A 24,741-nucleotide genomic window follows, 5' to 3' on the forward strand; every position below is an offset into this window, starting at 1 on the left:
CGCCTGCCGGCTCAGCCGAGCAGCTTGTCCAGGGTGATCGGCAGATCGCGCACGCGCTTGCCGGTCGCATGAAAGATCGCGTTGGCGATGGCGGCGGCGCCGCCGACGATGCCGATCTCGCCCAGGCCCTTCGCGCCGAGATGGCCGAGCTTGTCCTCGCGCTCGTCCACGAACAGCACGTCGATATCGCCGATGTCGGCGTTCACCGGCACATGGTACTCGGCGTAGTTGTGGTTCATGAGGCGGCCGAGGTCGTGGTCGAAGAGGCCCTCCTCGTGCAGCGCCATGCCGAGGCCCATGACGACGCCGCCGAGGATCTGGCTGCGCGCCGTCTTGGGATTGAGGATCCTGCCGCCAGCGACCGCGCTGACCAGGCGCGGGACGCGCAGCACGCCGAGCTCCTCATCCACACGAACCTCGGCGAACACCGCGGCGTGTGAATAGCTCGCATAGCGCTCGGCCATGTCCTGATCGGGCGTGAAGGTGGCCTCCTCCTCAAGATGGCCGAGGCCGTTCGCGCCCATGATGTCGACAAGGCCGACGCCGCGGCCGGCGTCGCCGGCAAGCGCAATCCGCCCGCCGGTGAATGTGACCTCGTCCATCTCAGCCTGCGCCAGAGGCGAATTGGTCATCCGCCGCGCCCGGCCGAGCAACTGCTGCTTCAGCTTCTCGCAGGCCAGGCTGACGGACGCACCGGCCGACGCCGCCGTCCACGAGCCACCCTCGACTGGGTGGGTGGAGAGCGCGGAGTCGCCGATCCGCACCGTCACGCGATCGAGCGGCAGGCCGAAGGCGTCCGCGGCGATCTGGGCCAGGATGGTGTAGGTGCCCGTGCCGATATCCGACGATGCCGTGGAGACCTCCAGCGCGCCGTCCGCCGACAGCGCCGCCTTGGCCGTCACCGGAACCACCATGGCCTCCCACACGCCGGTTGCCATACCGAAGCCGACGAGTTCGTGGCCCTCACGCATGGACCGGGGCGCCGCCTGCCGCCGCGACCAGCCGAAGCGCGCCGCGCCCTCCCGGTAGCAGGCCATCAGCGCCTTGCTGGAATAGGGCTTGTCGGTGTTGCGGTCGCGGTCCGAGAAGTTGCGGATGCGCAGCTCCAGCGGATCGATGCCGGCCGCGTGGGCAAGCTCGTCCATGGCGGCCTCGAGCGCATAGACGCCGCTGGTCGCCCCCGGCGCGCGCATATCGCAGGGCGTGTTGGTGTTGAGCTTGGCGAGCTCGTAGCTCAGCCTGGTATTGTCGCAGGCATAGAGCATCCCCGACCAGTTGACGACCGGTTCCTGGTAGTCCTCGAACGGCGAAGTGCCGGAGACGGCGTCGTGGCGCACGGCGAGCAGCCTGCCGTCGCGATCGCACGCGAGCGACACGGTCTGCATCATGTGCGCCCGGTAGCCGAGGGCGAACATCTGCTCGCGCGTGAGGGTGACGCGCACGGACCGCTCCAGGGCGAGGCTCGCCATGACCGCGAGGACGGCGCTCATGTTCGGCCGCAGCCCGGTGCCGAACGCGCCGCCCACATAGGAATTCACCACGCGCACGTCGTCGTCGGCCAGGCCGAATACGCCGGTGATGTAGGATTTGACGTTCTGCGAGCCCTGCGTCTTGTCGAAGACCATGAGCTTGCCGTCATCGTTGCGGACGACGGTGGTGCCGAACATCTCCATGCGATTGTGGTACTCCGCCGCCATCACATAGTCGGCGCTGATCTTGACCGGTGCGGCGGCGTAGGCCGCCGCGAAGTCGCCCCGTGGGGCCGGCGGCGGCGGGATACCGGCGCGCTTCTCCGGCGGGTCGTATGAGCTCCCGCGCTCGCGCTGCAGGTCCGTGCGGTGCTGCGCCACCTCGTAGCGCACGGTCACCAGCGACGCCGCATCGCGCGCCGCTTCGTAGGTCTCGGCCACGACCAAAGCAATCGGCTGGAGCGCAAAGTAGATCTCATCGCTGCCGAAGGGACGGAACGGGTGGCCGGGCGGCGCCACCTCGTCCTGCCAGGCCTCGTCCGACCGGGCCGTAGCCGGCCGGTCGGCATGGGAGAAGATCCGGACGACGCCCGGCACCTGGAGTGCGGCGTCGGTGTCGATCGCCAGCACCCGGCCGGCGGCGACGGCGCTCGACACGACATAGCCGTACGCCAGGCCCGGCGCATCGTACTCCGCCGCGTACCTGGCCCGGCCGGTGACTTTGAGCGGCCCGTCGACGCGCCGCGTCGGCCGGCCGACGAAACCGGGGGCCTGGCTGATCGCCGTTGGCGGCATGACCGTTCCTCCGTGCTGTGCGGGAGCGTCTCAGGCGACGCGCTTGTCGCTTTGCGATTGCGGCGTGCCGGCGACGGCCTGCGTGAGGGCCCTGACGATGGCGCGCCGCGCCAGCTCGATCTTGAAATCGTTGTCGCCAAAGCCCTGCGCGCCGGCGAGCAGCCGGTCGGCGAAGGCCGCATAGGCCGCTCGCCCAGGCGCCGCACCGGCCAGCAGCCCCTCGGCGTCCAGGCTGCGCCAGGGCTTCGGGGCCACGCCGCCGAGCGCCACGCGCAGCTCGCCGATGCGGCCGCCGTCGAGCCGCACGGCGGCTGCGACCGACACGAGCGCGAAGGCGTAGGACAGGCGATCGCGCAGCTTGAGATAGGTGTGATGCCGGCCGAAATCGGTGAACGGCACTTCCACCGCGGTGATGATCTCGCCGTGCTGCAGAGTATTGTCGAGGTCAGGCCGGTCGCCGGGTACGCGATGGAAGTCGGCGAAGGCGATCTGCCGGTCGCCGGCCGGGCCGGTCACGTGCACGACCGCGTCGAGGACCGCGAGCGCCACGCACATGTCGGACGGGTGTGTCGCGATGCAATGCTCGCAAGTGCCGAGGATCGCCAGGTTGCGGTTGGCCCCGGTCCTCGCCGGGCAGCCGCTCCCCGGCTCGCGCTTGTTGCAGGGCACCTGGGGGTCATAGAAATACAGGCAGCGAGTGCGCTGCAGCAGGTTGCCGCCGGTGGTCGCGGCATTGCGCAGCTGCGCCGAAGCCCCCGCCAGGATGGCGCTGGCGAGCAGCGGAAAGCGCTGCACCACTCGCGGATCGTAGGCGGCATCGGCGTTGGTCACCAGGGCGCCGAGCTTGAGGCCGCCGCCGGGTGTGTCCTCGATCGCGTTCAAAGGGAGGCGATTGATGTCGACGAGCCGCGAGGGCTTCGCCACGTCGTATTTCAGCAGGTCCACGAGATTGGTCCCGCCAGCGATGACCTGCGCCGTGGGGTTGGCCGCCAGTGCCTTCACCGCGTCGGGCACACTGGCGGGCCGCACGTAGTCGAAGCGGATCATCGCCCACCCTCCCCGGCCGCGCCGCGCTGCTGGACGACCTCCCAGACGGCATCGGCAATGTTGCTGTAGGCGCCGCAGCGGCAGAGGTTACCGCTCATCAGTTCTCGCACCTCGTCGCGGCTGTGAGCGTGGCCTTCGGCGATCAGACCGACGGCCGAGCAGATCTGGCCGGGGGTGCAGTAGCCGCACTGGAAGGCGTCGTGCTCGACGAAGGCCTCCTGCAGCGGATGCAGAGCGTCCGGCCCTGCTCCCGCCAGGTCGAGGCCGGCCACGCCCTCGATCGTCGTCACCGCCCTGTCGTCGCAGGTGACGGCCAGCAGCAGGCAGGAGTTGACCCGCTTGCCGTCGATGAGGACCGTGCAGGCGCCGCACTGGCCGTGGTCACAGCCCTTCTTGCTGCCGGTGAGGCCGAGGCCCTCGCGCAGCAGATCGAGCAGCGTGACCCACGGCGCGACCTCGATCTCCTGAGCGCTGCCGTTGATGGCGAGCTTGACCCGGTGCAATTCGCCTCGCTGCGAGGCATCGGTTCGCTGCAGCATGGGGACGATCCTGCGGGTATGGTAAGGGGCTGCGTCCGGGTTGCGGCGCAGTTTATAATGTTCCCAGAGTAGAAATCCGCGATCCGGGCATAAGGTTCCGGCCTCGGTGGCCGAGCCGTCGAGAGAAGGCGCAGACGATGACCGAGGCGACGAGCAGGATTGTACTGATCACCGGCGGCTCGCGCGGCATCGGCGCCGCGACGGCGCTCCAGGCAGCGGCTCACGGGTTCGACGTGGCCGTGTCCTATCGCCACGACGCGGCGGCCGCCGCCCGGGTGGCCGACGCGATCCGCGCCAAAGGCCGGCGGGCACTGGCGGTGCAGGCGGACACCGGCCGCCCGGGCGATATCCTCCGCATGTTCGCCGAGGTGGACGCGGGCCTCGGCCGCATCACGGCGCTGGTCAACAACGCTGGTGTCACCGGCCGCGTCGGGCCGCTGGCAGCGGCCTCGCCGGACATGATCGCGGACTGCATCCAGGTGAACGTCACCGGCGCCATCCTGGTGGCGCGCGAAGCGATTCCGCGCCTGTCGACGCGCCAGGGCGGCGCCGGCGGCGCCATCGTCAATCTGAGCTCCGCCGCTGCCACGCTGGGCGGCCCCGGCGATTTCGTCTGGTACGCGGCGAGCAAGGGGGCGATCGACTCCTTCACCATCGGGCTGAGCAAGGAGCTCGGCCCCGACGGCATCCGCGTCAACGCCGTGGCGCCCGGGCTGATCGATACGGAGATCCATGCCACGGCCGGCGCGCCGGACCGGCTGGAGCGGCTCAAGGGCAACGTCCCCATCGGCCGCGAAGGCAGTGCCGACGAAGTGGCGAGCACCATCCTGTTCCTGTTGTCGGACGCGGCGAGCTACGTGACAGGCGCCATCCTGCGCGTCGCCGGGGGTCGCTAGGCCGACATCGCTGCGTGGCCCCCGCCCGGGCCCAGCGAGGCCCGCACGAAGCTGACCCGCTCCTCGACCGAGGCGCGCGGCAGCGCCACCAGCTCGTAGCCCAGGCGGCCGTAGACGGCGACCATCGCGTCGTGAGTGCGCGCAGCCTCGTCGAGCGACTGCTTGCGCTCGCCGTCCTGCGCGTAGATCTCCGGCCACGGCGGCGCGATGAACACCCGGACGTTGTAGCGATAGAGCTGGGCGGCGCGCACCGCGTGAGCCGGCACGGCGAGGCCACATAGCTCGAAGTAGCCGATCACGTCGGGGACGCCGCGGTCGAACAGCACCGGCCCGGCGCAGCGCTCCGCCTCACGCCACGAGCGCATCTCCCAGGCGAGCATCAGCTCGGCGAAGGCCGCGCGGTCGGCCCACGGCAACGCAGCCCCGCCGATGGCCACCTGATCGCGGATGATGGCGCGCCCCGCCTCGGGCATGACCGCGACGCCATCCATCGCCAGCGCGGCGAGCAGCGTGCTCTTGCCCGCCCCTGGGCCGCCGGTGACAACCACAAAGCGATCGGTGTTCTCTGCCAATTCGCCTCCCCTCTACGCCTTCCAAGGCGCATTGATCGCTGATCTTTCGATGGCCCGAAGTCATCGGATGTGAGCAGCTTTCGCTCGTCCGAGCCGTTCGACCTCGCAGCGCGCCCCCCGCGCCGCAGGCGCAAGGAGCTCCCGCCCGTCAGCGGTCCTGATACGTCGGTGCCCGCTTGTCGAGAAACGCCGTCATGCCCTCCTTCCGGTCAGCCAGCGCAAAGGCGGCATGAAGGCTTCGCCGTTCAAACAGCAGCCCTTCGGACAGCGGCGTTTCGTAGGCCCGGTTGACGCATTCCTTGATCATCATGACGACGGGCTGCGAGAGGGTCGCAATTTTCTGCGCCGTTCGCAACGTCTCGGCCATGAGCTCGCCCGCCGGCACGACACGGCTCACCAGACCGGCTTGCTGCGCCTCGGACGCGTCCATCAGGCGGCCGGACAAGCACATTTCCATCGCCTTCGACTTCCCGACCGATCGAATCAAACGTTGGGTTCCACCGCCACCCGGCGGAATACCCACCGTCACCTCGAGCTGGCCGAACTTCGCGGTGTCGGCGGCCAGAATGAAATCGCACATCATGGCGAGCTCGCAGCCGCCGCCGAGCGCATAGCCTGCGACGGCGGCGATCGTCGGCTTGCGGCATGCGGCGAGGCGTATCCAATCGCCGGCATTGAAATCGTCATGATAGACCTGGGCGAAGGATTCCAGCGCGGCCATCTCCCCGATGTCGGCTCCGGCAGCAAAAGCGCGATCATCGCCTGCCAGCACAATGACGCGAATTTCACGATCCTGCTCGAATGCATTCAGCGCAACGCCAAGCTCTGCGATCATCGCGGCAGACAGTGCATTGCGAACATCGGGCCGATTAAACCGAATTAATCCAACTCCACCGTGAATCTCACTCAGCAGATATTGGTAGTCCATGACGGTTCCTCCAAAAAACGGCGCATCGCCTAGCGACCGGCAGCAATGTAGCTTCGCAGGACGTCATAGAAATAATAGATTATGATGATGTCGCATCATAGGAAAGGTCGATGGCCGACGATGAAGATTCAGCACCTACGCTTCTTCGTTGCGGTGGTGGATTGTGGCGGCGTGGTCAAAGCTGCCGAGCGCCTTCGCCTCTCGCAGCCGACGATTTCCGCGGGCCTCAAAGCTCTCGAACTGGAATTGGGGCAAGCGCTGTTCACCCGATCGGGCGGCAAGCGCTTGCGGCCGACACCGAACGCCGTCGCCTTTCATCGCAACGCCGTCGAGATTCTGCGGCAATGCGATGCGGCAAGCGCGCAGTTCCACGGCGCGGGCTCGAAGCCAGCGAAGCTTCGCGTCGGCGTTCTGCCGACGATCTCCGGCAGCAAGGTGAGCGCATTCGCAGCGACATTGACGCTTCACAGGCCCGACGCCCAGCTGCAGCTGTGGGAGGGCAGCTCGCTGCGCCTTCAGGAATGGCTCAGGCAGGGGCGCATTGATGCCGCCTGGACCAACGTCGAGAGCGATAGCGATCACGCCCGTATCGTGTGGCGAGAGCAATTCGTTGCGTTTGTCGGCCCGACCCATCGCTTCGGTGTCGGTTTCCGATCCAGCATCTCGCTCTCGGATCTGGACGGAGAACGGATCGTCCTACGCGGCGCATGCGAAGTGCCGCGAGGCCAGCTGTGGCCCAGCAGCGTGCGGATGCACGTGGCGGCGCGGGCCGAACGGGATGAACTGGCGCTCCGGCTCGTTGCCGCGGGGCTCGGCATCGCCATCGCGCCGCGGAGCCTGGCGACAACGGACGTTGTCGTCAGGCCGATCGTTGATCTCGACGTAGCCCGGTCGATCGGCTTGAAATGGAGGCCGGAGCTGACGGAGACGTCGATCGCGATACTCTTGAACTCCATTCAGCAAACCGCCCCATCCGATGGCCTCGGTTCGCCGTCCGCCAGCTCTGCACAAAGATCTTGATCCTTTGAGCGGATGGATGGCCGGGGCTTGACCCGGCCGTCTGCCCTTGGCGCCCACTTGCACGCCATGGTCCTGGTCAGTGGCCTCGGGCGCCCCGTAGCCGTTGGAGCCGGGCATGCCTCCGAGGCGCCCATGATCGACGGCCGGGCCTCGCCTCATCCCGCGAGCCGGAACAGCCCGAGGGCGGAGCGCACCTCGTCGAGGGTCGCCTGTGTGACGGCTCTCGCCCGCGCGGTTCCTTCCCGCAGGAGATCGAGGACCTCGTCGGGATGGCGTGCATAGGCGGCCCGGCGCTCCCGGATCGGCGCGAGCACGTCTTGCAGGATCGATGCGAGCCTTTGCTTCAGCGCCATGTCCCCCAGCCCGCCGCGGCGATAATGCGCCTTCAGTTCGGCGACGGCTTGCTCGTCCTCGTCGAACGCATCGAGATAGGTGAAGACCACGTTGCCCTCGACTTGGCCGGGATCGCTCGCGCGCACATGGTTGGGATCGGTGTACATCCGATGCACGGCCTGCCGGATGTCGTCGGGGCTGGCTGACAGCGCGATGGCGTTGCCCTGCGATTTGCTCATCTTCGCCCTGCCGTCGACGCCCGGCAGCCGGCCGACGCGGGGGATCACCGCCCTCGCCTCCACGAGCACCTCCCGTCCGGTCTGCGTGTTGATGCGACGCACGATCTCGTTGGTCTGCTCGATGAGGGGTGCCTGGTCCTCGCCGACGGGCACCACGGTGGCCTTGAACGCCGTGATGTCCGCGGCCTGGGAGACGGGGTAGCAGAGGAACCCTGCCGGGATGTCGCGACCGAAGCCGCGCGCGCGGATCTCGTCCTTGATCGTCGGATTGCGCTCGAGGCGGGCGACGGTCACGAAGTTGAGATAGAGCGTAGTGAGCTCGGCCAGGGCAGGCAGACCGGACTGCACGCAAATCGTCGTCTTCTCCGGGTCGATGCCGACGGCAAGGTAGTCCAGCGCCACCTCGAGCACGTTGCGGCGCACCTTGTCCGGGTCATGGGCGTTGTCGGTCAGCGCCTGCATGTCGGCCAGCAGCAGGAACTGGCGGTGCGTACTCTGCAGCGCCACCCGGCTCTTCAACGAGCCGACGTAGTGGCCGAGGTGAAGCGGCCCGGTTGTCCGGTCGCCGGTCAGAATGATCGGCTTTTCAGGATGATGTGCAAGCATTCGGCTTCTCCGGTTGGGAGCCGCCGCGGACGGGAGACGTGTCGCTTGAAGGAAATGCTGCCTACCGTGTCACGGCGGCAGCGGTCAGGTGAAAAGACATGACGACGTGCCGCTCCTTAGACGGAGCGCCACCAATAGGCTCGAGCGGATGTCGTCGCGTTGGTCACGTGCCGTGAATGCCATGCGAGTGGCCGCCATGCAAGGCCGGCGAAGGCGCGGCGACGGCTGGCGCGCTTGACCGCCGGGCAGCGGTCGCCAGCCGCCCGGCCTGCGTGCCCCGTCAGCGGCAAGCCCGGCGGAGGCCGTCGGACGCGCGTCCCCGGCCCCAGCCCGACCGGAGCGACAGGACTCCACCCGCCTGTCCTTGATGCAGTTCAACGCCGCTTCGTAAGCCCCCCTGAGGCGATGCTACCCGTGCAAGTTGCGACGCCCATTAGTCGTTCGAACTATTGGCCATCATTGACCGATTTGGCATGTTGGCAAGCTTGAAAATTTGACAAGCTCACAACTGTAAGAGCGCCGATCGCTATCCGGCAAGCCCGCCCCGGGACCCTGTGGATCGGGGCTGTTCTCGGGCACCGGGGTCAGGCGGCCGGACGCGAAGCGGAGAGGGGAGCGACGCCGTGAACGGACCGACGCGGAGCAGTATTCGGCTGCTCGCTCAAATGCTGATCGCCGTGAGCTTGCCCACGGCCGCGATGGCCCAGGCTGGCGAGTTCCAGGGCGCCTGGATGGAGCAAGGCGGCTCCTGTCGCGATGTATTCGTCGCGGCTGGCAAAGGGCTCTCGTTCAGCGCGGGCACCAATGCGTTCACCCCCGCCTTCATCGTAGCCGGCAAGCAGCTCAGGACACCGCTGGCGTCCTGCACCATCAAGGGCGCGAACCGGGCGGGCGACCGTCGGGTGCTGCAGCTCGCCTGCACCAATGCTGTCGCGAGCGAGGATATGAAGGCCATCCTCGCGCCACGGTCCGCCGCAGAACTGCGCCGCTACACGAGCCTCGCGGACACCGCAGGCAGCATCTACAAAAGGTGCACACGGGGCGATCTTTGACGGTCGACACACCGGGAGCCAAACGGAGGGAGAACAATGGCATCGCAAGCGCCTGAATCCGCGGTCCTTGGCGACGAAACGTTCATGTCCGCCGACGACCTTCGCAGCTACATGCAAGAAATGCAGATGGCCAAGGCGGCGCAAACCGTGTCGGCGATGGAGCGCGCCGATCGAGCCCGGGCCGAGCTCGTCAAGACGTTGACGCAACCCATCGACGCGACGCCGGAGCGGCTTGGCGAGATCGTCCACAATCTGATGGGCCGCCTCCGCCGTGCCGCAGAACGGGGGGAGACGGAGCTCATGGTGATGCGTTTCCCCAATGCGCTGTGCAGCGACAAAGGCCGCGCCATCAACAATGCAGAAGCCGGCTGGCCGGACACGCTCACCGGCCGTCCCCGTCAAGCTTACGAGCTTTGGCGCGACCAGCTTCAACCGGCGCACTTCAGGCTGAAGGCGACGATCATCGACTGGCCGGGCGGCCTGCCGGGCGATGTCGGTTTCTTCCTGAACTGGGACTGACGCCAGGTTCAGGTTGCGGATCATTTCGCGCCGCAGGCGAGCTGGGGCTCGATTGCCATGAAGCTCATACGACCCCGCGCGCCTCATGGGAGTTGCCGCTGCCGGGTGCGAAGCGAAACCGCAATCCCATCACACGAAATCTTGGCCAAGGGAGGAGCGCCATGGACATGCCGGCGCAACTGACGCGCAAGGCCTACGAGCGGAAGCTCAAGGAGCTCCACGTCGAACTGGTGAAGCTGCAACTCTGGGCGAAGCACGCGGGCGCCAAGGTCTGCGTCGTCTTCGAGGGGCGCGACGGCGCCGGCAAGGGCGGCGTGATCAAGGCGATCATGGAACGGGTGAGCCCGCGCGTCTTCCGGGTGGTGGCATTGCCGCCCCCCACGGAGCGCGAGAAATCCCAGATGTTCATCCAGCGCTACCTGCCGCTCTTCCCGGCCGCGGGCGAAATCATGATCTTCGACCGGTCATGGTACAATCGTGCCGGCGTGGAGCGGGTCATGGGCTTCTGCAGCGACGAGCAGGTCCGGAAATTTCTTGTCGGCACGCCCCTGGTCGAGCGCGCCGCCGTGGAATCGGGCATTATCATGCTCAAGTATTGGCTCGAAGTATCTGAAGAAGAGCAGACCCGGCGAATGAAGAGTCGCATCGACGACCCTCGCAAAGTGTGGAAGCTCTCGCCGATGGACCTCGAATCCTATTCGCGCTGGTTCGACTATTCGCGCGCCCGCGATGAGATGTTCGCTGCCACGGATACTGAGTGGGCGCCGTGGTTCGTCGCACGCTCCGATGACAAGAAGCGCGCCCGGCTCAACATCATCTCCCACCTGCTGAGCCAGATCCCCTACAAGGAGGTGCCGCGCGACGAGATCAAACTACCTAAACGTCAAAGGGCGGGAGGCTATAAGCAGGCGGATTACGCTAAGCACAAAGTGCCGGAATTGTATTGAGCGCCGATGCCGCTTGACGGAGGCGGACGGGTGGTGCTTACGGTCAAGTCAAAGTCGACGACCGGCTTTCGCCGGAGAGCAACGAGGGAATGCAATGTCCTACGCATGGACGGCACGGCCCGCAGCGCTGCTGACGGTTCTCCTCATCTCGGTCACCGGTGTCGGGCCTGCCCTGGCCCAAGCCCCGGCCAGCGCGCGCGTGGGCACGGTGATCGCGGCCAAGCAGCCGGTCACCAGAGCTTTGGACTTCGTCGCCCGCGTGGAGGCGGTGGAGCGGGTCGAAGTGAGGGCCCGGGTCACCGGCTTCATCGATGCGGTGCTGTTCAAGGAGGGCGACAAGGTGAAGGCCGGCGCGCCTTTGTATCGCCTGGAGAAAGCTCCGTTCGAGGCGGCCGTGGCGCAGGCGGAAGGCGCGCTGACCAAGACCAAGGGACAGGTGCTGAACGCCAGCGCCCAGCGCAAGCGCGCCGAGGAGTTGTTGCGCAGCCAGTCGGGGTCTGCTGCGGTCCGCGATCAGCGGGTCGCCGAGGAGGAAACGGCCAAAGGCGATGCCGCGATCGCCCAGGCTTCGCTTGACACGGCGAACATCAACCTCGGCTACACCGACATCACCGCGCCGATCAATGGGGTGATCGGCCGGACCAAGGTCACGAAGGGCAACGTCGTCGGACCGGACAGCGGCGCCCTCGCCACCATCGTCAGCCAGGACCCCATGTACGTGATCATTCCCGTGAGCCAGCGGGAATTTCTCGATATCCAGGCGGACGAGCGGAAGGCTGCGGGCAAGGCGCTTGCCGTCACGATCTCGTTCCCCAACGGCGCGACCTACGATCAGCCCGGCCAGATCAACTTCGTCGATACCAGCGTCGATCGGGGAACCGACACGGTCGCCGTCCGCGCCAGCGTGCCGAATCCGACCGGCGTCCTCATCGATGGCCAGCTCGTGCGAGCGCAGATCGCCGGCGGCAAAGCGGAAGAGGCGGTTCTCGTCCCACAGTCCGCGTTGATCGCCGACCAGCAGGGTGTCTATGTCTTCGTCGTCGAGGATGGCAAGGCGGCGGTGCGCCGGGTCACGCTCGGAGGCGAACGAGGCGCTAACTCCGTCATCCAGTCGGGGCTGACGGGCGGCGAGCAGGTCGTCGTCGAGGGCATGGAGGGCTTACGTCCGGGCGCGTCGGTGACGGCAAGCCCTGTCACGCCCCTCGCCTCGCGGAGCTGACGCCTTGATCTCCTCCGTCTTCGTCGACCGGCCGCGGCTCGCCGTCGTCATCGCGCTCGTCACGGTGATCGCGGGTATTATCTCGCTGCTGTCGATCCCGATCGCCCAGTACCCGGACATCGTGCCGCCCCAGGTATCCGTGACGACGACATATCCCGGTGCCTCGGCGGCCGTCGTCGAGTCGACCATCGGCCAGCCGCTGGAAAGCGAGGTCGTCGGTGTCGACAAGATGATCTACATGAAGAGCGTCAACGGCAACGACGGCAGCTATTCGCTGCTCGTGTCGTTCGAGCTCGGCACCGACCCCGACATCAACACCGTCAACGTCAACAACCGCGTCCAGGTCGCCCTGTCCAAGCTGCCGGAGGACGTGCGGCGCCAGGGCGTGCGCGTCAAGAAGCAATCGTCGGCGCTGCTCGGCGTGATTGCGCTCTATTCGCCCAAAGGCAACTACGACGAGCTGTTCATCTCCAACTACGCCACCATCAACCTGCTCGACGATATCAAGAGCACACCCGGCATCGGCGACGCCAAGCTCTTCGGACCGCAGGACTACGCCATCCGCGTCTGGGTGCAGACGGACCGCCTGACCGGCCTCGGCCTCACCAGCGGCGACATCATCAACGCCGTCAGTGGCCAGAACGTGCAGGCCGCGGTCGGCCGCATCGGCGCCCGCCCGATTTCCGATGACCAGCAGCTGCAGCTCAACATCCAGACCAAGGGGCGGCTGACCTCGATCCCCGAGTTCGAGAAGATCGTGGTGCGCACCAATCCGGATGGCTCGGTGCTGCGGCTGTCGGACGTGGCGCGCGTCGAGCTCGGCGCGTCCAACCTCGACCGGTCGACGCGGCTCAACGGCCAGGCGGCGACCCTCATCGGCATCTATCAGAGCCCCGGCGCCAACGCCCTGAAGACCCTCGACGCCGTCAAGAAGCGCATGGACGAAGCGGCCAAGTCGTTCCCGGACGGGCTCGCCTGGAAGGTGACCTACGACCCGACCACCTTCGTCAAGGCCACGATCGAGGTGGTCGAGCACACCCTCGTGGAAGCGTTCGTGCTCGTCGTGCTCGTCGTCTTCCTGTTCCTCGGCAGCTTCCGCGCCACGCTGATCCCGACCATCGCGGTGCCGGTCAGCCTGATCGGCACCTTCGTCGTCCTCAACGCCATCGGCTACTCCGCCAACACCGTGTCGCTGCTCGCTCTGGTGCTCGCCATCGGCATCGTCGTCGACGACGCGATCGTGGTGGTGGAGGCCGTCGAAGCGAAGATGGAGGAGCGGCCGGACCTCACGCCGGCCGAAGCCACCAAGGAGGCGATGAAGACCATCACCGCCCCGATCATCGCCATCACCCTGGTGCTGCTGTCGGTGTTCGTGCCGGTCGCCTTCATTCCCGGCATTTCCGGCGAGCTGTTCCGCCAGTTCGCCGTCACCGTCGCCGTCTCCATGTTCCTGTCGGCGATCAACGCGCTGACGCTGTCTCCGGCGCTCTGCGCCATCCTGCTCAAGCCGCATCACGGACCACGGCGGGGACCGATCGGCGCCCTGATGCGCGGCATCGACTGGGTGCGGGACCGCTACGGCGCCATCGTCGCCCGCCTCGTGCGCGTCGCCGTCATCGGCCTCGTGCTGGTGGCAGCTGCCCTCGGCGGCACCTATGCGCTCGCCCGCATCACGCCAACCGGCTTCCTGCCGGAAGAGGACCAGGGCGCCTTCTTCGTTGTCGTGCAACTGCCGGACGGCGCCTCCATCGGCCGGTCCAGCGAGGCGATCCAGCAGGTCGAGGCGATCCTCAAGCAGGAGGACGCCATCGCCGACTACTCCTCGATCATCGGCCTCAACTTCGTCGACAACTACTCGCAGCCCAATGCCGGCTTCATCATCGTGACGCTGAAGCCGTTCGACGAACGGGAAGATCCCTCCATGGCCGCTCCGGCGGTGATCGCGCGGCTCGGCCAGAAGTTCGCAGCGGTGCGCGGCGCGCGCGCCTTGCCCTTGGCGCCGCCGCCGATCATCGGCCTCGGCACCGGCGGCGGCTTCAGCTACGTGGTGCAGGACGTCGCCGGCGGCGACCCCAAGGCGATGGCCCAGGCGTTGCGCGGGCTGTTGATCGCCGCCAACCAGGATCCGCGACTGACGCGGGTGTTCAGCACGTTTTCCGCGACGACGCCCTCGGTGTTCCTCGACATCGACCGCGACAAGGCCCAGATCCTGGGCGTCTCCACGAGCAGCATCTTCCAGGCCCTACAGGCCTCGCTCGGCGGCATCTACGTGAACGACGTCAACCTGTACGGCCGCACCTGGCAGGTGCAGGTGCAGGCGGAGGCGCAGGACCGCAAGACCGTCGACGACATCAACCGCATCAACGTGCGCAACGCCGCGGGCGAGATGGTGCCGATGCGCAGCCTCGCCGAGGCCCGCGTCGTCGTCGGGCCGCAGGCGCTCATCCGCTACAACAACCGGCTCGCGGTGACGGTGCAGGGCAGCCCTGCCCCCGGCGTCTCGTCCGGCCAGGCCTTGCGGGCTATGGACGAGGTGGCGGCCAAGGCGCTTCCGGCCGGCTACCGGGGTGCCTGGACGGACGTGTCCTTCCAGGAGAAGCGGGCCGAGGGGCAGACCACCGTCATCCTCGGCTTCGCCCTGCTCTTCGCCTATCTGTTCCTCGTCGCTCTCTACGAGAGCTGGACCATACCCGTGCCGGTCCTGCTCTCCGTCGCCGTCGGCATCGTCGGTGCCTTCGCGTCGATCGTGCTCGCCGGGCTGACGCTCGACCTCTATGCCCAGATCGGCATGGTGGTGCTCATCGGGCTGGCAGCCAAGAACGGCATCCTGATCGTCGAGTTCGCCAAGGAGCGGCGCGAGCACGGGGTGCCGCTGCTCGAGGCGGCGACGGAAGGCGCGCGGCTGCGCTTCCGACCGGTGATGATGACCTCGTTCGCCTTCATCCTCGGCCTGCTGCCGCTGGTCCTCGGGACTGGTGCGGCCATGCTGGCGCGGCGCAACGTCAGCACGCCGGTGTTCGGCGGCATGATCGCCGCCTCCTTCATCGGCATCTTCGTCATTCCGGCGCTCTATGTGACCTTCCAGGGCCTGCGCGAGCGGCTCAAGGGCAAGCCCAAGAAGATCAAGCCCACTGAAACGCCGGCCACGGGCACCCCACTCTGAAGCAGTTTTACAGCCATAGCAGTTGGAAAGCCGGCAAATTTTACGCTTAATGCTGCCAATATTCTGATTCTGACCGCGCAGGCACCCGGAAAGATTGGGCGCCGTCCGGAAACATCACAAGTTGACGAAGGCCTGCAAGTCTCGTCGTCTTGCGCCCGTCATTGATCTCGATCATAGTTTAAGCAAAGCATATGATCTTTGGTGGAGCCAGATCATCCGCGGCCGGCGGGCGTACCACCAATGAAGCACGCGAGCCTTAAGCTCTACTGCGGCCGATCTTAGCCAAGCACAAGGCGAGCGTGTGCAAGGCGAGCGTGGAGGCAGTCATGACGTCCGTGATATCGGTCCAGGATGCCCCCAACGAGAGGCGGAGGCGCCACGAGAAGTACGACCGGCTCGTCGCGGCGGCCCAGGCCCTGCCGAAGCTCAAGGTCGCCGTGGCGCATCCGTGCGATCAATCCTCGCTGGGGGCGGTCTTCGAAGCGGCGGAGCTCGGTCTCACCGACCCGGTGGTCGTCGGCCCCCAGGGCAAGATCGGGGCCGTGGCCGAGGTGCTCGGCAAGGATCTCTCCACGCTGCGCGTCGTCGACGCCCCGCACAGCCATGCGTCGGCCGAGCAGGCCGTTGCGCTGGTGAAGGCCGGCGAGGCCGAGGCGCTGATGAAGGGCAGCCTGCACACGGACGAGCTGATGGGCGCCGTGGTCAGCCGCGAGGGCGGGCTGCGCACCGCGCGGCGCATCAGCCACTGCTTTGTCATGGACGTTCCCGGGCACGACACCGCGCTCATCATCACCGATGCGGCGGTCAACATCGCGCCGACGCTCGAGGATAAAGTGGACATCGTGCAGAACGCCATCGATCTCGCCCGGGCGCTCGGCAGTGATCCGGTCCGCGTGGCCATCCTGTCGGCCATGGAGACGGTCAACTCCAAGGTGCCGTCCACCATCGAGGCGGCGGCGCTGTGCAAGATGGCGGAGCGTGGCCAGATCACCGGCGGCATCGTCGACGGGCCGCTCGCCCTCGACAACGCCATCGATCTGGGCGCGGCGAAGATCAAGCAGATTCACTCGGCGGTGGCCGGGCAGGCCAACGTGCTCGTGGTGCCGGATCTGGAGGCCGGCAACATGCTGGCCAAGAGCTTGACCTTCCTGGCCGACGCCGACGCCGCCGGCATCGTGCTGGGCGCGCGGGTGCCGATCGTCCTGACGAGCCGGGCGGACTCGCGGCTGACCCGGCTGGCCTCGTGCGCGGTCGCCTCCCTCATCGCCGAGGCGCAACGCCGCGCGCTCGCGGTGCCGGGAGTGTGACCATGATTCCGGTCCTCCTCGTTCTCAACGCGGGCTCGTCCAGCCTCAAGTTCCAGGTTTTCGCGGTGGCCGAACCCGAAGAGCCGCACGTCGCGCTCAAGGGACAGTTCGAAGGGCTCGGGGGAGCCACGCATTTCGTCGTCAATGATGCCGCCGGGAGCTGTCTCGGCGAGACGACTTGGCCAGCCGGCGACGGGCTCGACCACGAGGGGGCCCTACTCCATCTCGTGGCGTGGTTGCGCCAGCATCGGGAGGGCCGCGAGCTCGTGGCCATCGGGCACCGCGTCGTCCACGGCGGGGAGGCCTTCACCGGGCCGGTGTGCGTCGACGACGGGGTGATCGCGGCGCTGGACAAGCTTGCTCCCCTGGCCCCCCTGCATCAGCCCCATAACCTGGAGCCGATCAGGATTGCTCGCCGGCACCTGCCGCAGATCCCACAGGTGGCCTGCTTCGATACCGCCTTCCACCGCACACAGCCCGAGCTGGCGACCTTGTTCGCGCTTCCGGCCGGCATGCGCGCCCGCGGTGTGCGCCGCTACGGCTTTCACGGGCTGTCCTACGACTACGTTTCGTCGGTGCTCAAGAGCTATGACCCGGGTTTGGCGGCCGGGCGGGTGATCGTGGCCCATCTCGGCAACGGCGCGAGCCTGTGCGCCCTGGCCCAGGGGGCGAGCGTGGCCAGCACCATGGGGTTCTCTGCGCTCGACGGCCTGCCGATGGGCACGCGCTGCGGCACCATCGACGCCGCGGTGGTCTTCTACATGCTGCGCGAGATGAAGCTGCCACCGGACGAGGCCGAGCGCATCCTTTACACGAAGTCCGGCCTGCTCGGCGTATCGGGACTCTCGAACGACATGCGCACGCTGCGGGCGAATGCGGCCACCAACGCCGATGCCCGGCGGGCCATAGACCTCTTCGTGTACCGCATCACCCGCGAGATCGGGTCTCTCGTCGCCGCGCTGGGCGGGATCGACGGGCTCGTGTTCAGCGCCGGCATCGGGGAGAACGACGTGGCGACCCGGGCCGAGGTCATCCGCGGGCTCGCCTGGACGGGACTTGCCCTCGACGACGCCGCCAACCAGAGCGGCGGCCCTCTGATCTCCACCGGATCGGGGCCTTCCGCCTGGGTCATTCCCACCAATGAGGAACTGGTGATCGCACGGCAGACGCAGAGCGCGCTGGCCGTTCCGCCGCCGGCATCCTGAGCCTGGAGGTCGACTCATGGGAGCGTTGGAGAGCACCCCCGAACAGGCGCCTCGTCCTGGGCCCACACCGGACCCGATGGCGCACACCGATGGCCCCCCGATCGGATTTCCGCAGCTTGCCCGCGCTCAGGTCAAGCTGGCGGGCGTGTACGGGGAGCGGTGGACGAACGCGTGCCAGCGCTATGCGGACGCCATGACGGCGGCCCGCGAGCCGCTGATGGAGCAGATGAAGCGCCAGTGCACGCCGCTGGACTACTGGAGAGACGCCAGCTCCTATTGGCTCGACTTTGCGCAGCGCTCGATACTCTTCTGGGACACGCTGCGCCAGCGCGGCAACAACTGGATCGCGCACGAGAAGGCCGGCAAGCCGCCGCTGCTGGCGTTCCAGTGGGAGATGATCGCAGACGCCCGTACCTTCGAGCGGCCGGCGAACTATGCGCTCGTGCGTGTCATTCCGCCCGACGGGATCACGACCGACCCGGCGCGCCGCCCCTTCGTCATCATCGACCCGCGGGCGGGCCATGGGCCGGGCATCGGCGGCTTCAAGCCGGATTCGCAGGTCGGCGTGGCATTGCGGGCGGGGCATCCCGTCTATGTCGTGATCTTCTTCCCGGAGCCGATGCCGGGGCAGACCCTGGCCGACGTCTCCCAGGCCGAGGCGGAGTTCCTCCGCATCGTGGGTCAACGGCACCCCGCGACGCGCAAGCCGGTCGTCTTCGGCAATTGCCAGGGCGGGTGGGCCTCCATGCTCGTCGGCGCGCTGGAACCGGATGTCGTCGGCCCCATCGTCATCAACGGGGCGCCGATGTCCTATTGGGCGGGCAACGACGGCGAGAACCCGATGCGCTACGCCGGCGGCATCCTCGGCGGCCTGTGGCCGGCGCTGCTGGCCAGCGATCTCGGCGCCGGCAAGTTCGACGGGGCCTATCTGGTCGAGAACTTCGAGTATCTCAACCCGGCCAACACCTACTTCGACAAATACTATACGCTGTTCTCCAGGATCGACACCGAGCCGCCCCGCTTCCTCGAGTTCGAGCGCTGGTGGGGCGGCTTCTTCCTGATGAACCGGCAGGAGATCAAGTGGATCGTCGAGAACCTGTTCGTCGGCAACAACCTCGCTGACGGCGAGGCGGAATGGTCGGAGGGACGGGCCTTCGATCTGCGGGCGATCAAGTCGCCGATCGTGCTGTTCGCATCGCTGGGGGACAACATCACGCCGCCGCAGCAGGCGTTCAATTGGATCGCCGACGTCTATCCGACCACCGAGGCGCTCAAGGCCAACGGCCAGGTCATCGTCGGCCTGATGCACAAGAGCGTCGGCCACCTCGGCATCTTCGTATCGGGGCAGATCGCCAAGCGCGAATACACCCAGATCACCGATCTGATGGAGTATATCGAGCATCTGCCTCCCGGCCTCTACGGCATGCAGGTCGACGAGCGGGAGGCCGACGGCAAGGTCGTCTATGACGTCGTGCTGAACGAGCTGCCCGTGGAAACGCTGCAGGCTCTCCAGAAGCACGGCCGGAGGGACGAGATCCCCTTCCAGGCCGTGGAGGCCACGTCGCGGGCGCTCGCTGCCGGCTACGAGGCCTTCGTGCATCCGTGGATCGCTCCGTGGATCAGCCCCCCCGCGGCGAGCGCGGCCCGAGCGCTCCATCCGCAGCGGGCCCAACGCTGGGCGGTGTCGGACCTCAATCCATTGCTGTGGCCGCTCCAAAGCTGGGCGGACATGGTGAGGGCCAGCCGCGCGCCCCGCGACGACGATGGGCCGATGGCCACGCTGGAGCACGGGTCCGCGGCAGCGGTGTCCGCCACATGGGATCTCTACCGCGACTTGCGCGACGGGACGGTCGAGACCATCTTTTTCCGCGCTTACACACCGGCGAGCCTCGGCGCGCCCGACGCCGGCAGCGCCGAGCCAACCGGGGACGTACGCGATCTCCCCGTGATCAAAGCCGCGCTGGCGCGGGTCGAAGCGGGCGATCGCACCAACGCCATGGTTCGGGCCGTGCTGCTGCTGATGAAGGCTGGCACCGGACGGCGCCGGCTGTCGGCCATGAAGCGCGCCCGCGAGATCGGCGGCAAGGATCTTGGCCTTCTCGACATGCCGGTGGAGACGGCGCGCGCGATCATCCGTGAGCAGTCCTACATCGTCGAGCTGGAGCCCGCGAAGGCGCTCGCCGCGCTGCCCAAGCTGCTGCCGACGCCGGACGATCGGCGTCAGCTGATCGACATGCTCGACCGCCTGGAAGCCCGTATGGAGGCCAATGCGGAGCAGATCGCCCTGGCGGCCCAGATCCGGCAGATCCTGGCCCCGGCTGCGCCGCCATCGGCGGGAGAGCCCGATACGGCGGCCATGGGGGGCGAGCCGGCTCCTGTTGCCGCGCGGCCGGTCGCGGCAAGGGGAGCCACCGGCCGCGGCAACCGACAGGCGAGGACGAGCGCATGAACCGACCAGCGACCGAACCGACCAACGCCGCGCTTCGCTCCGACGTGCTGCGCGGCAAGCGGGCCGTGGTGATCGGCATCGCCAACGAGCACTCGATCGCCTTCGGCTGCGCCCGGGTGTTCCGTCAGCTCGGGGCGGAGCTGGCGGTGACCTATCTCAACGAGACCGCCCGGCGCTATGTGGAGCCGCTTGCCCAGGAGCTCGAAGCTTCGATTTTCGCTCCCTGCGATGTGGCCCAGCCCGGCCAGCTCGAAGCCGTCTTCCAGCAGATCGGGGACAGCTGGGGTGGCCTCGACATCGCGCTGCATTCCATCGCCTTTGCGCCCAAGCAGGACCTGCAGGGCCGGCTTGCCGACAGCTCGGCGGAGGGTTTCAAGCTGGCGATGGACATCTCGTGCCATTCCTTCATCCGCATGGCGCGGCTCGCCGAGCCGCTGATGCCGGACGGCGGAACGCTGCTGGCCATGAGCTATCATGGTGCCAACAAGGTCGTCCCGAACTACAACCTGATGGGACCGGTGAAGGCGGCGCTGGAGAGCGCCGTTCGCTATCTCGCCTACGAGCTGGGCGACAAGCAAATTCGCGTGCACGCGGTCTCGCCCGGCCCCTTGAAGACCCGGGCGGCTTCGGGCTTGAAGGACTTCGACGTGCTATTGTCGGAAGCGATCGACCGGGCCCCGATCGGCGAACTGGTTGACATCGACGACGTCGGCCTGACCGCGGCCTATCTCACCACGCCGTTCGCCCGGCGGCTGACCGGCACGACCACCTACGTCGACGGCGGGCTCAGCATCATGGCCTGACCGGATGGAGCCCCTGCCGCCCGGGAGGGAGGCGATTGTTCGATGCAACCGCGCGAGCCCCTGCAACAACCCGCCCCGGATGGCGCCGCCTACGTGGAGAGGGCGCTTGGCCTCGTTCTGCTCCTGTTGCTGGCCGTCGCCTGCTTCCTGGTGCTCAAACCCTTCCTGACGGCTATCTTCACGGCGGTCATCCTGAGCGTGTCGACATGGCCGCTGTTCCAGCGGCTCGAGCGGGCTCTCGGCGGACGCTCGGGCGCCGCCGCACTGATCATGACGCTGGGCGTCGCCGCACTGGTGGTGCTGCCCCTCGTTGCGCTCGGCGCCAACCTCGCCGACGATGTCGCCCGCCTGAGCGCCAGCGTCCGCACCGTCGTCGACCAGGGACTGCCGCCTCCCGACTGGCTCGGCCGGATCCCGCTCGTCGGGCGGGACGCCGAGCGCGCATGGCAGGATGCCTGGGCGCAGGGGAAGGGACTGGCGCCCATCGTGGCGCCCTATCTCGGGCCGCTGCGGGACTGGGCGCTGCGCCAGGGCGCCACGCTGCTCTCGGGCACGCTGCAGGTCGCCCTCGGTATCGTGCTGGCCTTCTTCCTCTATCGCCAAGGCGTGCAAGCGCGAAGCCGGCTCGAGGCGGCGATGTCGCGCCTCGGCGGCTGGCGCGGCCGCCACGTTCTGGAAGCCGCCGCGGCGACGATCAAGAGTGTGGTCAACGGGGTGCTCGGCACCGCGCTGATCCAGGGCCTGCTGCTCGGTTCCAGCTTCTGGCTCGCCGGCGTGCCCGGCGCCGTCGTCCTCGGCGCCATCGCCGTGGTGCTGAGCCTGCTGCCGCTCGGCCTGGCGGCGCTGTGGCTGCCGGCCGCCCTGTGGCTGATGTCCGCGGGACACCCGGCATGGGCCCTGTTCATCGTGGCGTGGAACGCGCTCGTGGTCGGAAGCCTCGACAACGTCCTGCGCCCCTATCTGATCAGCCGTGGCACCCACATGCCGATGGTGATGATCTTCCTCGGTGTGCTCGGCGGAATCCTGACGTTCGGGCTCGTCGGCGTCTTCCTGGGGCCAGCCCTGATCGCCGTCGCCTACACGCTGATCCTCGACTGGGACCGCGCGGAAGAGCCCGGGTTGGACGAGGCCGGCGACCAGCCACAGCCGCCGGCGCACCCGGAGCGATAAGGCCCGCCGCCAAGAGCGCGAACGTCCCCTGGGCCGGCTGCCGGAAGACGGACACACGACGATCCTGAAGGGCGACATACCATTATCGGCTGCGCCTTCCCCGATCGCGGCGCCGGCGCTAACATGACAAGACGAGCACCGCCTCGCCTTCCCCGACATCGGAGCGCAGCAGCGTATCGGCACCGCCCGTATCGTCGCCGGCATCCTCCCAGCGTGAGGTTATGAGATGAGCGACAGTGGCGACCACGGCATCCGCTTCGGGCGGATCGCGGCGATGCTGCCCGTCAAGGACATGCAGAAGGCGCACGATTTCTATGCGGGCGTGCTCGGCTTCACCAAGACCTTCCAGAACGGCGACCCCGTCGGCTTCATGATCCTGAAGCGCGACCAGGCCGAGCTGCACCTCACCTTACAGCCGCAGCACAAGAGCCCGCCGTTCAACGTTGCCCACATGATGGTGCACGACGTGGACGCGCTCTATGCGCTGTGCGAGCGCCACGGCCTGCGCATCATCAAGCGGCTGCAGAACAAGGACTACGGCCTGCGCGCCTTCGTCTTCGAGGACCCGGACGGCAACCGCATCGACGTCGGCCAGCCGCTCTGACCAGTAGGCCGCGCCGGCGCGTTTCACTCGCGGCGCGGCTGTCCGTCGAGCAGGTATTCAAGCCTCTGGCCGCCATAGGAGATCGCAAAGGTATCGACCGCATCGTCCTGGCCCCCGGACGATCGATACGCGTCGGGGCTACCGCTCCCCAGCGTCGAGAATCCACGTCCTGTCAGCAAACGCCACATAGATGCGCTCCTGCCCCAGTGCCGTCCCGAGCTCCATCGCGAGCTCGTTCAGCATGGCCTCGATATCCGCATCAGGCAGGTGGCCGAGGTAGGCATGCACGGCTTCGCCGGTGAACAGCGCCACCGGCTCGCGGTCGGAGCCGACGGTGCCGTCGGGGCGCGGCCACGCATAGGTCACCTCAGCCCGTGTGAACATGCCGGACAGGGCCGGCTGACCCGCTTCGACGCGCCGCTTCATTCAGGCACGGGCTGTGCGGACCGCCTCCGACACATCGAAGACGCGCCCCTCCGGGTCCCAGCCCTCGCGCAGGCCGACACTGATGCGAAAATCGCGGCGCGGGCCTTGCGAGCCCGGAACGACGACATAGTCGCCGGCGCTCGGTCGAGGGGTGGATGGTTCGGCCATGATCATGCCCACGTCTTGCTGCGCGCATCCTGGCGACCGCCGAGCGGAAAGCCGCTGCTCGAATGCGCAGGTCGCCCATAAGATGTGGGACGCGGGCCGGCAGACGCCAGCCGGCTGCAATCGCGATTTCATACGGTCCTGATAGGCTGACGGAATGGCAAGGCAGCCTCGGAAGCCACGATCGGCGCAGCGCGCGATGCCGGCGGCGGAGCCGCTGCGCAGCCGCGCCGTCACGCCGCGCCGGGGCGATCCGAACCAGCCGGACCTCTTCGCCCAGCCGCTGCCCGGATGGATCGCGCCATGCCGGCCGGTACCGGTCGACCAGCCGCCGAGCGGGCCGGACTGGAGCCATGAGGTCGAGTGGGACGGCTATCGTGTCTACGTCCAGGTGGACGGCGCACAAGTCGCCATCCGCACCGGCCGTGGCGCCGACTGGACCGCGCGCTTTCCCGGCATGGCCGCCGAGCTCGCCCGGCTGCCCGTCCGCAACGCCGTCATCGACGGCGAAGCGGTCGTCCTCGACGCCCGGGGCATCTCCCAGTTCGCGGCCCTGCAGGCGGCGCTGGCCTTCGGACGCCGCGCCACGGGCGGTGTCACCCTGGTCGCCTTCGACCTGCTGTTCCTCGACGGCCTCGACCTGCGGAGCTGGTCGTTGGCCCAGCGGCGCGACGCGCTCGCCGCCGTCATTGCGCCCGGCAATGCAACACTGATGTTCAGCGAAGAGATCGCCGGCGACGGGCCTGACGTCTACCGCATGGCCTGCGCCCATCGGCTCGCCGGCATCGTCTCGAAGCGGCGGCTGGCGCCCTACCGCTCGGGCCGCAGCGAGGACTGGCTGAAGACCGAGCGGATCCCCTCCGGCACCTTCACCGTTATCGGCTACGAGCCGTCCGGGCGCGCGCTCGGCAGCCTGCGCGTGGCCGAGGAGATTGGTGACAAGCTCATGCCGGCGGGCCGCGTGGGAACCGGGTTCACGATCACCAGCGCCGCCGCCGTCAAGCAGCGCCTCGACGCCATCGTCACCCCGGATCCCCCGATCGCCGGGCTGAGCTCGACGACCACCGTATGGGTCCGGCCTGACATGCGCGTCGAGGTGACCTTTCGCGACCGGTCGCCAGACGGCCAGCTTCGGCATGCCGCGTTCAAGGGCGTGCGGGAGGACCTTTGAGCGGCGCGGCGATTGTCCGCCTGTCAGCTAGCGGAGCCTGGGCCGGATCGTGTACAAGGGGACAAACAAAACACCTGTATTGAATCCAGAATGGGAG

General features: G+C 67.8%; 22 protein-coding genes. 14 read left to right on the forward strand and 8 right to left on the reverse strand.

Annotated features, from left to right (window positions below):
* Window positions 1-11: 11 nt before the first annotated feature.
* Genes ACZ5PO_RS30605 through ACZ5PO_RS30615 form a run of 3 tightly spaced genes read right to left on the reverse strand, consistent with a single transcriptional unit; the run spans window position 12 to window position 3,850 of the window.
* Complete coding sequence (locus ACZ5PO_RS30605; protein WP_464186172.1) at window positions 12-2,264, reverse strand: xanthine dehydrogenase family protein molybdopterin-binding subunit; 2,253 nt, start codon at window positions 2,262-2,264, stop codon at window positions 12-14.
* A 30-nt stretch (window positions 2,265-2,294) separates the two neighbouring features.
* Window positions 2,295-3,311: an FAD binding domain-containing protein gene (locus tag ACZ5PO_RS30610; RefSeq protein WP_464186173.1), complete on the reverse strand. Its 1,017-nt coding sequence runs from the start codon at window positions 3,309-3,311 to the stop codon at window positions 2,295-2,297.
* The gene (locus ACZ5PO_RS30615; protein ID WP_464186175.1) at window positions 3,308-3,850 is read right to left on the reverse strand and encodes a (2Fe-2S)-binding protein; all 543 of its coding nucleotides are present in this window, start codon (window positions 3,848-3,850) and stop codon (window positions 3,308-3,310) included. The genes ACZ5PO_RS30610 and ACZ5PO_RS30615 overlap by 4 nt, the downstream gene beginning before the upstream one ends.
* A 137-nt stretch (window positions 3,851-3,987) precedes the next feature.
* Here ACZ5PO_RS30615 and ACZ5PO_RS30620 point away from each other — a divergent pair, with 137 nt between their 5' ends.
* Window positions 3,988-4,746, forward strand: coding sequence for an SDR family oxidoreductase (locus ACZ5PO_RS30620; RefSeq protein WP_464186176.1), 759 nt, complete (start codon window positions 3,988-3,990; stop codon window positions 4,744-4,746).
* On the opposite strand, the gene ACZ5PO_RS30625 is transcribed toward ACZ5PO_RS30620, so the two are convergent.
* Window positions 4,743-5,318: an AAA family ATPase gene (locus ACZ5PO_RS30625; RefSeq protein WP_464186177.1), complete on the reverse strand. Its 576-nt coding sequence runs from the start codon at window positions 5,316-5,318 to the stop codon at window positions 4,743-4,745. The two genes, ACZ5PO_RS30620 and ACZ5PO_RS30625, sit on opposite strands and share 4 nt — an antisense overlap.
* Window positions 5,319-5,466: 148 nt before the next feature.
* Complete coding sequence (locus ACZ5PO_RS30630) at window positions 5,467-6,246, reverse strand: enoyl-CoA hydratase-related protein (RefSeq protein WP_464186178.1); 780 nt, start codon at window positions 6,244-6,246, stop codon at window positions 5,467-5,469.
* A gap of 120 nt (window positions 6,247-6,366) precedes the next feature.
* Here ACZ5PO_RS30630 and ACZ5PO_RS30635 point away from each other — a divergent pair, with 120 nt between their 5' ends.
* Entirely contained in the window at window positions 6,367-7,266 is a 900-nt protein-coding gene (locus ACZ5PO_RS30635; protein WP_464186179.1) for a LysR family transcriptional regulator, read from the forward strand.
* A gap of 155 nt (window positions 7,267-7,421) precedes the next feature.
* On the opposite strand, the gene trpS is transcribed toward ACZ5PO_RS30635, so the two are convergent.
* On the reverse strand, window positions 7,422-8,444 hold the full coding sequence (gene trpS, locus ACZ5PO_RS30640; RefSeq protein WP_464186181.1) for a tryptophan--tRNA ligase: 1,023 nt from the start codon (window positions 8,442-8,444) through the stop codon (window positions 7,422-7,424).
* Between the two features lie 623 nt (window positions 8,445-9,067).
* Between trpS and ACZ5PO_RS30645 the strand changes: the two genes are divergently transcribed.
* From ACZ5PO_RS30645 to ACZ5PO_RS30695, 11 genes are all read left to right on the forward strand, one after another.
* Window positions 9,068-9,496 carry a hypothetical protein gene (locus tag ACZ5PO_RS30645; RefSeq protein ID WP_464186183.1) on the forward strand — a complete coding sequence of 143 codons (429 nt, stop codon included), beginning with the start codon at window positions 9,068-9,070 and terminating at the stop codon, window positions 9,494-9,496.
* A 36-nt stretch (window positions 9,497-9,532) separates the two neighbouring features.
* On the forward strand, window positions 9,533-10,015 hold the full coding sequence (locus tag ACZ5PO_RS30650; protein WP_464186186.1) for a hypothetical protein: 483 nt from the start codon (window positions 9,533-9,535) through the stop codon (window positions 10,013-10,015).
* Window positions 10,016-10,176: 161 nt separating this feature from the next.
* Window positions 10,177-10,962, forward strand: coding sequence for a polyphosphate kinase 2 (gene ppk2 / locus ACZ5PO_RS30655; RefSeq protein ID WP_464186187.1), 786 nt, complete (start codon window positions 10,177-10,179; stop codon window positions 10,960-10,962).
* A 94-nt stretch (window positions 10,963-11,056) separates the two neighbouring features.
* Window positions 11,057-12,181: an efflux RND transporter periplasmic adaptor subunit gene (locus ACZ5PO_RS30660; protein ID WP_464197122.1), complete on the forward strand. Its 1,125-nt coding sequence runs from the start codon at window positions 11,057-11,059 to the stop codon at window positions 12,179-12,181.
* A 4-nt stretch (window positions 12,182-12,185) separates the two neighbouring features.
* Complete coding sequence (locus ACZ5PO_RS30665; protein ID WP_464186189.1) at window positions 12,186-15,344, forward strand: efflux RND transporter permease subunit; 3,159 nt, start codon at window positions 12,186-12,188, stop codon at window positions 15,342-15,344.
* A 314-nt stretch (window positions 15,345-15,658) separates the two neighbouring features.
* Window positions 15,659-16,651, forward strand: coding sequence for a phosphate acetyltransferase (locus tag ACZ5PO_RS30670; RefSeq protein WP_464186191.1), 993 nt, complete (start codon window positions 15,659-15,661; stop codon window positions 16,649-16,651).
* A 2-nt stretch (window positions 16,652-16,653) separates the two neighbouring features.
* Window positions 16,654-17,856, forward strand: coding sequence for an acetate/propionate family kinase (locus tag ACZ5PO_RS30675; protein ID WP_464186192.1), 1,203 nt, complete (start codon window positions 16,654-16,656; stop codon window positions 17,854-17,856).
* A gap of 76 nt (window positions 17,857-17,932) precedes the next feature.
* On the forward strand, window positions 17,933-20,305 hold the full coding sequence (locus tag ACZ5PO_RS30680) for a DUF3141 domain-containing protein (RefSeq protein ID WP_464186194.1): 2,373 nt from the start codon (window positions 17,933-17,935) through the stop codon (window positions 20,303-20,305).
* Window positions 20,302-21,108 (forward strand): enoyl-ACP reductase FabI, encoded by an 807-nt coding sequence (gene fabI / locus ACZ5PO_RS30685; RefSeq protein ID WP_464186196.1) that lies wholly within the window; start codon window positions 20,302-20,304, stop codon window positions 21,106-21,108. The genes ACZ5PO_RS30680 and fabI overlap by 4 nt, the downstream gene beginning before the upstream one ends.
* 42 nt (window positions 21,109-21,150) lie before the next feature.
* Window positions 21,151-22,278 (forward strand): AI-2E family transporter, encoded by a 1,128-nt coding sequence (locus tag ACZ5PO_RS30690; protein WP_464186197.1) that lies wholly within the window; start codon window positions 21,151-21,153, stop codon window positions 22,276-22,278.
* Between the two features lie 226 nt (window positions 22,279-22,504).
* The gene (locus ACZ5PO_RS30695; protein WP_464186199.1) at window positions 22,505-22,882 is read left to right on the forward strand and encodes a VOC family protein; all 378 of its coding nucleotides are present in this window, start codon (window positions 22,505-22,507) and stop codon (window positions 22,880-22,882) included.
* Between the two features lie 138 nt (window positions 22,883-23,020).
* Here the strand turns inward: ACZ5PO_RS30695 and ACZ5PO_RS30700 are convergent, their stop codons facing one another.
* Both ACZ5PO_RS30700 and ACZ5PO_RS30705 read right to left on the reverse strand, forming a co-directional pair.
* Window positions 23,021-23,308: a hypothetical protein gene (locus tag ACZ5PO_RS30700; RefSeq protein WP_464186201.1), complete on the reverse strand. Its 288-nt coding sequence runs from the start codon at window positions 23,306-23,308 to the stop codon at window positions 23,021-23,023.
* The gene (locus ACZ5PO_RS30705) at window positions 23,309-23,476 is read right to left on the reverse strand and encodes a hypothetical protein (protein WP_464186202.1); all 168 of its coding nucleotides are present in this window, start codon (window positions 23,474-23,476) and stop codon (window positions 23,309-23,311) included.
* 196 nt (window positions 23,477-23,672) lie between these two features.
* On the opposite strand from ACZ5PO_RS30705, the gene ligD reads away from it, so the two are divergent.
* Window positions 23,673-24,644, forward strand: a complete 972-nt coding sequence (ligD, locus tag ACZ5PO_RS30710) for a non-homologous end-joining DNA ligase (RefSeq protein ID WP_464186204.1) — start codon at window positions 23,673-23,675, stop codon at window positions 24,642-24,644.
* Window positions 24,645-24,741: the final 97 nt, after the last annotated feature.

The organism is Chelatococcus sp. KU-N122 (assembly GCF_055391085.1).

Bases quoted from the DNA above. Each gene is read 5' to 3' on its own strand.
- ACZ5PO_RS30605 (WP_464186172.1), bottom strand. From the start codon at position 2,264: ATGCCGCCAACGGCGATCAGCCAGGCCCCCGGTTTCGTCGGCCGGCCG.
- ACZ5PO_RS30610 (WP_464186173.1), bottom strand. From the start codon at position 3,311: ATGATCCGCTTCGACTACGTGCGGCCCGCCAGTGTGCCCGACGCGGTG.
- ACZ5PO_RS30615 (WP_464186175.1), bottom strand. From the start codon at position 3,850: ATGCTGCAGCGAACCGATGCCTCGCAGCGAGGCGAATTGCACCGGGTC.
- ACZ5PO_RS30620 (WP_464186176.1), top strand. From the start codon at position 3,988: ATGACCGAGGCGACGAGCAGGATTGTACTGATCACCGGCGGCTCGCGC.
- ACZ5PO_RS30630 (WP_464186178.1), bottom strand. From the start codon at position 6,246: ATGGACTACCAATATCTGCTGAGTGAGATTCACGGTGGAGTTGGATTA.
- ACZ5PO_RS30635 (WP_464186179.1), top strand. From the start codon at position 6,367: ATGAAGATTCAGCACCTACGCTTCTTCGTTGCGGTGGTGGATTGTGGC.
- trpS (WP_464186181.1), bottom strand. From the start codon at position 8,444: ATGCTTGCACATCATCCTGAAAAGCCGATCATTCTGACCGGCGACCGG.
- ACZ5PO_RS30650 (WP_464186186.1), top strand. From the start codon at position 9,533: ATGGCATCGCAAGCGCCTGAATCCGCGGTCCTTGGCGACGAAACGTTC.
- ppk2 (WP_464186187.1), top strand. From the start codon at position 10,177: ATGGACATGCCGGCGCAACTGACGCGCAAGGCCTACGAGCGGAAGCTC.
- ACZ5PO_RS30660 (WP_464197122.1), top strand. From the start codon at position 11,057: ATGTCCTACGCATGGACGGCACGGCCCGCAGCGCTGCTGACGGTTCTC.
- ACZ5PO_RS30675 (WP_464186192.1), top strand. From the start codon at position 16,654: ATGATTCCGGTCCTCCTCGTTCTCAACGCGGGCTCGTCCAGCCTCAAG.
- ACZ5PO_RS30680 (WP_464186194.1), top strand. From the start codon at position 17,933: ATGGCGCACACCGATGGCCCCCCGATCGGATTTCCGCAGCTTGCCCGC.
- fabI (WP_464186196.1), top strand. From the start codon at position 20,302: ATGAACCGACCAGCGACCGAACCGACCAACGCCGCGCTTCGCTCCGAC.
- ACZ5PO_RS30690 (WP_464186197.1), top strand. From the start codon at position 21,151: ATGCAACCGCGCGAGCCCCTGCAACAACCCGCCCCGGATGGCGCCGCC.
- ACZ5PO_RS30695 (WP_464186199.1), top strand. From the start codon at position 22,505: ATGAGCGACAGTGGCGACCACGGCATCCGCTTCGGGCGGATCGCGGCG.
- ACZ5PO_RS30700 (WP_464186201.1), bottom strand. From the start codon at position 23,308: ATGAAGCGGCGCGTCGAAGCGGGTCAGCCGGCCCTGTCCGGCATGTTC.
- ACZ5PO_RS30705 (WP_464186202.1), bottom strand. From the start codon at position 23,476: ATGGCCGAACCATCCACCCCTCGACCGAGCGCCGGCGACTATGTCGTC.
- ligD (WP_464186204.1), top strand. From the start codon at position 23,673: ATGCCGGCGGCGGAGCCGCTGCGCAGCCGCGCCGTCACGCCGCGCCGG.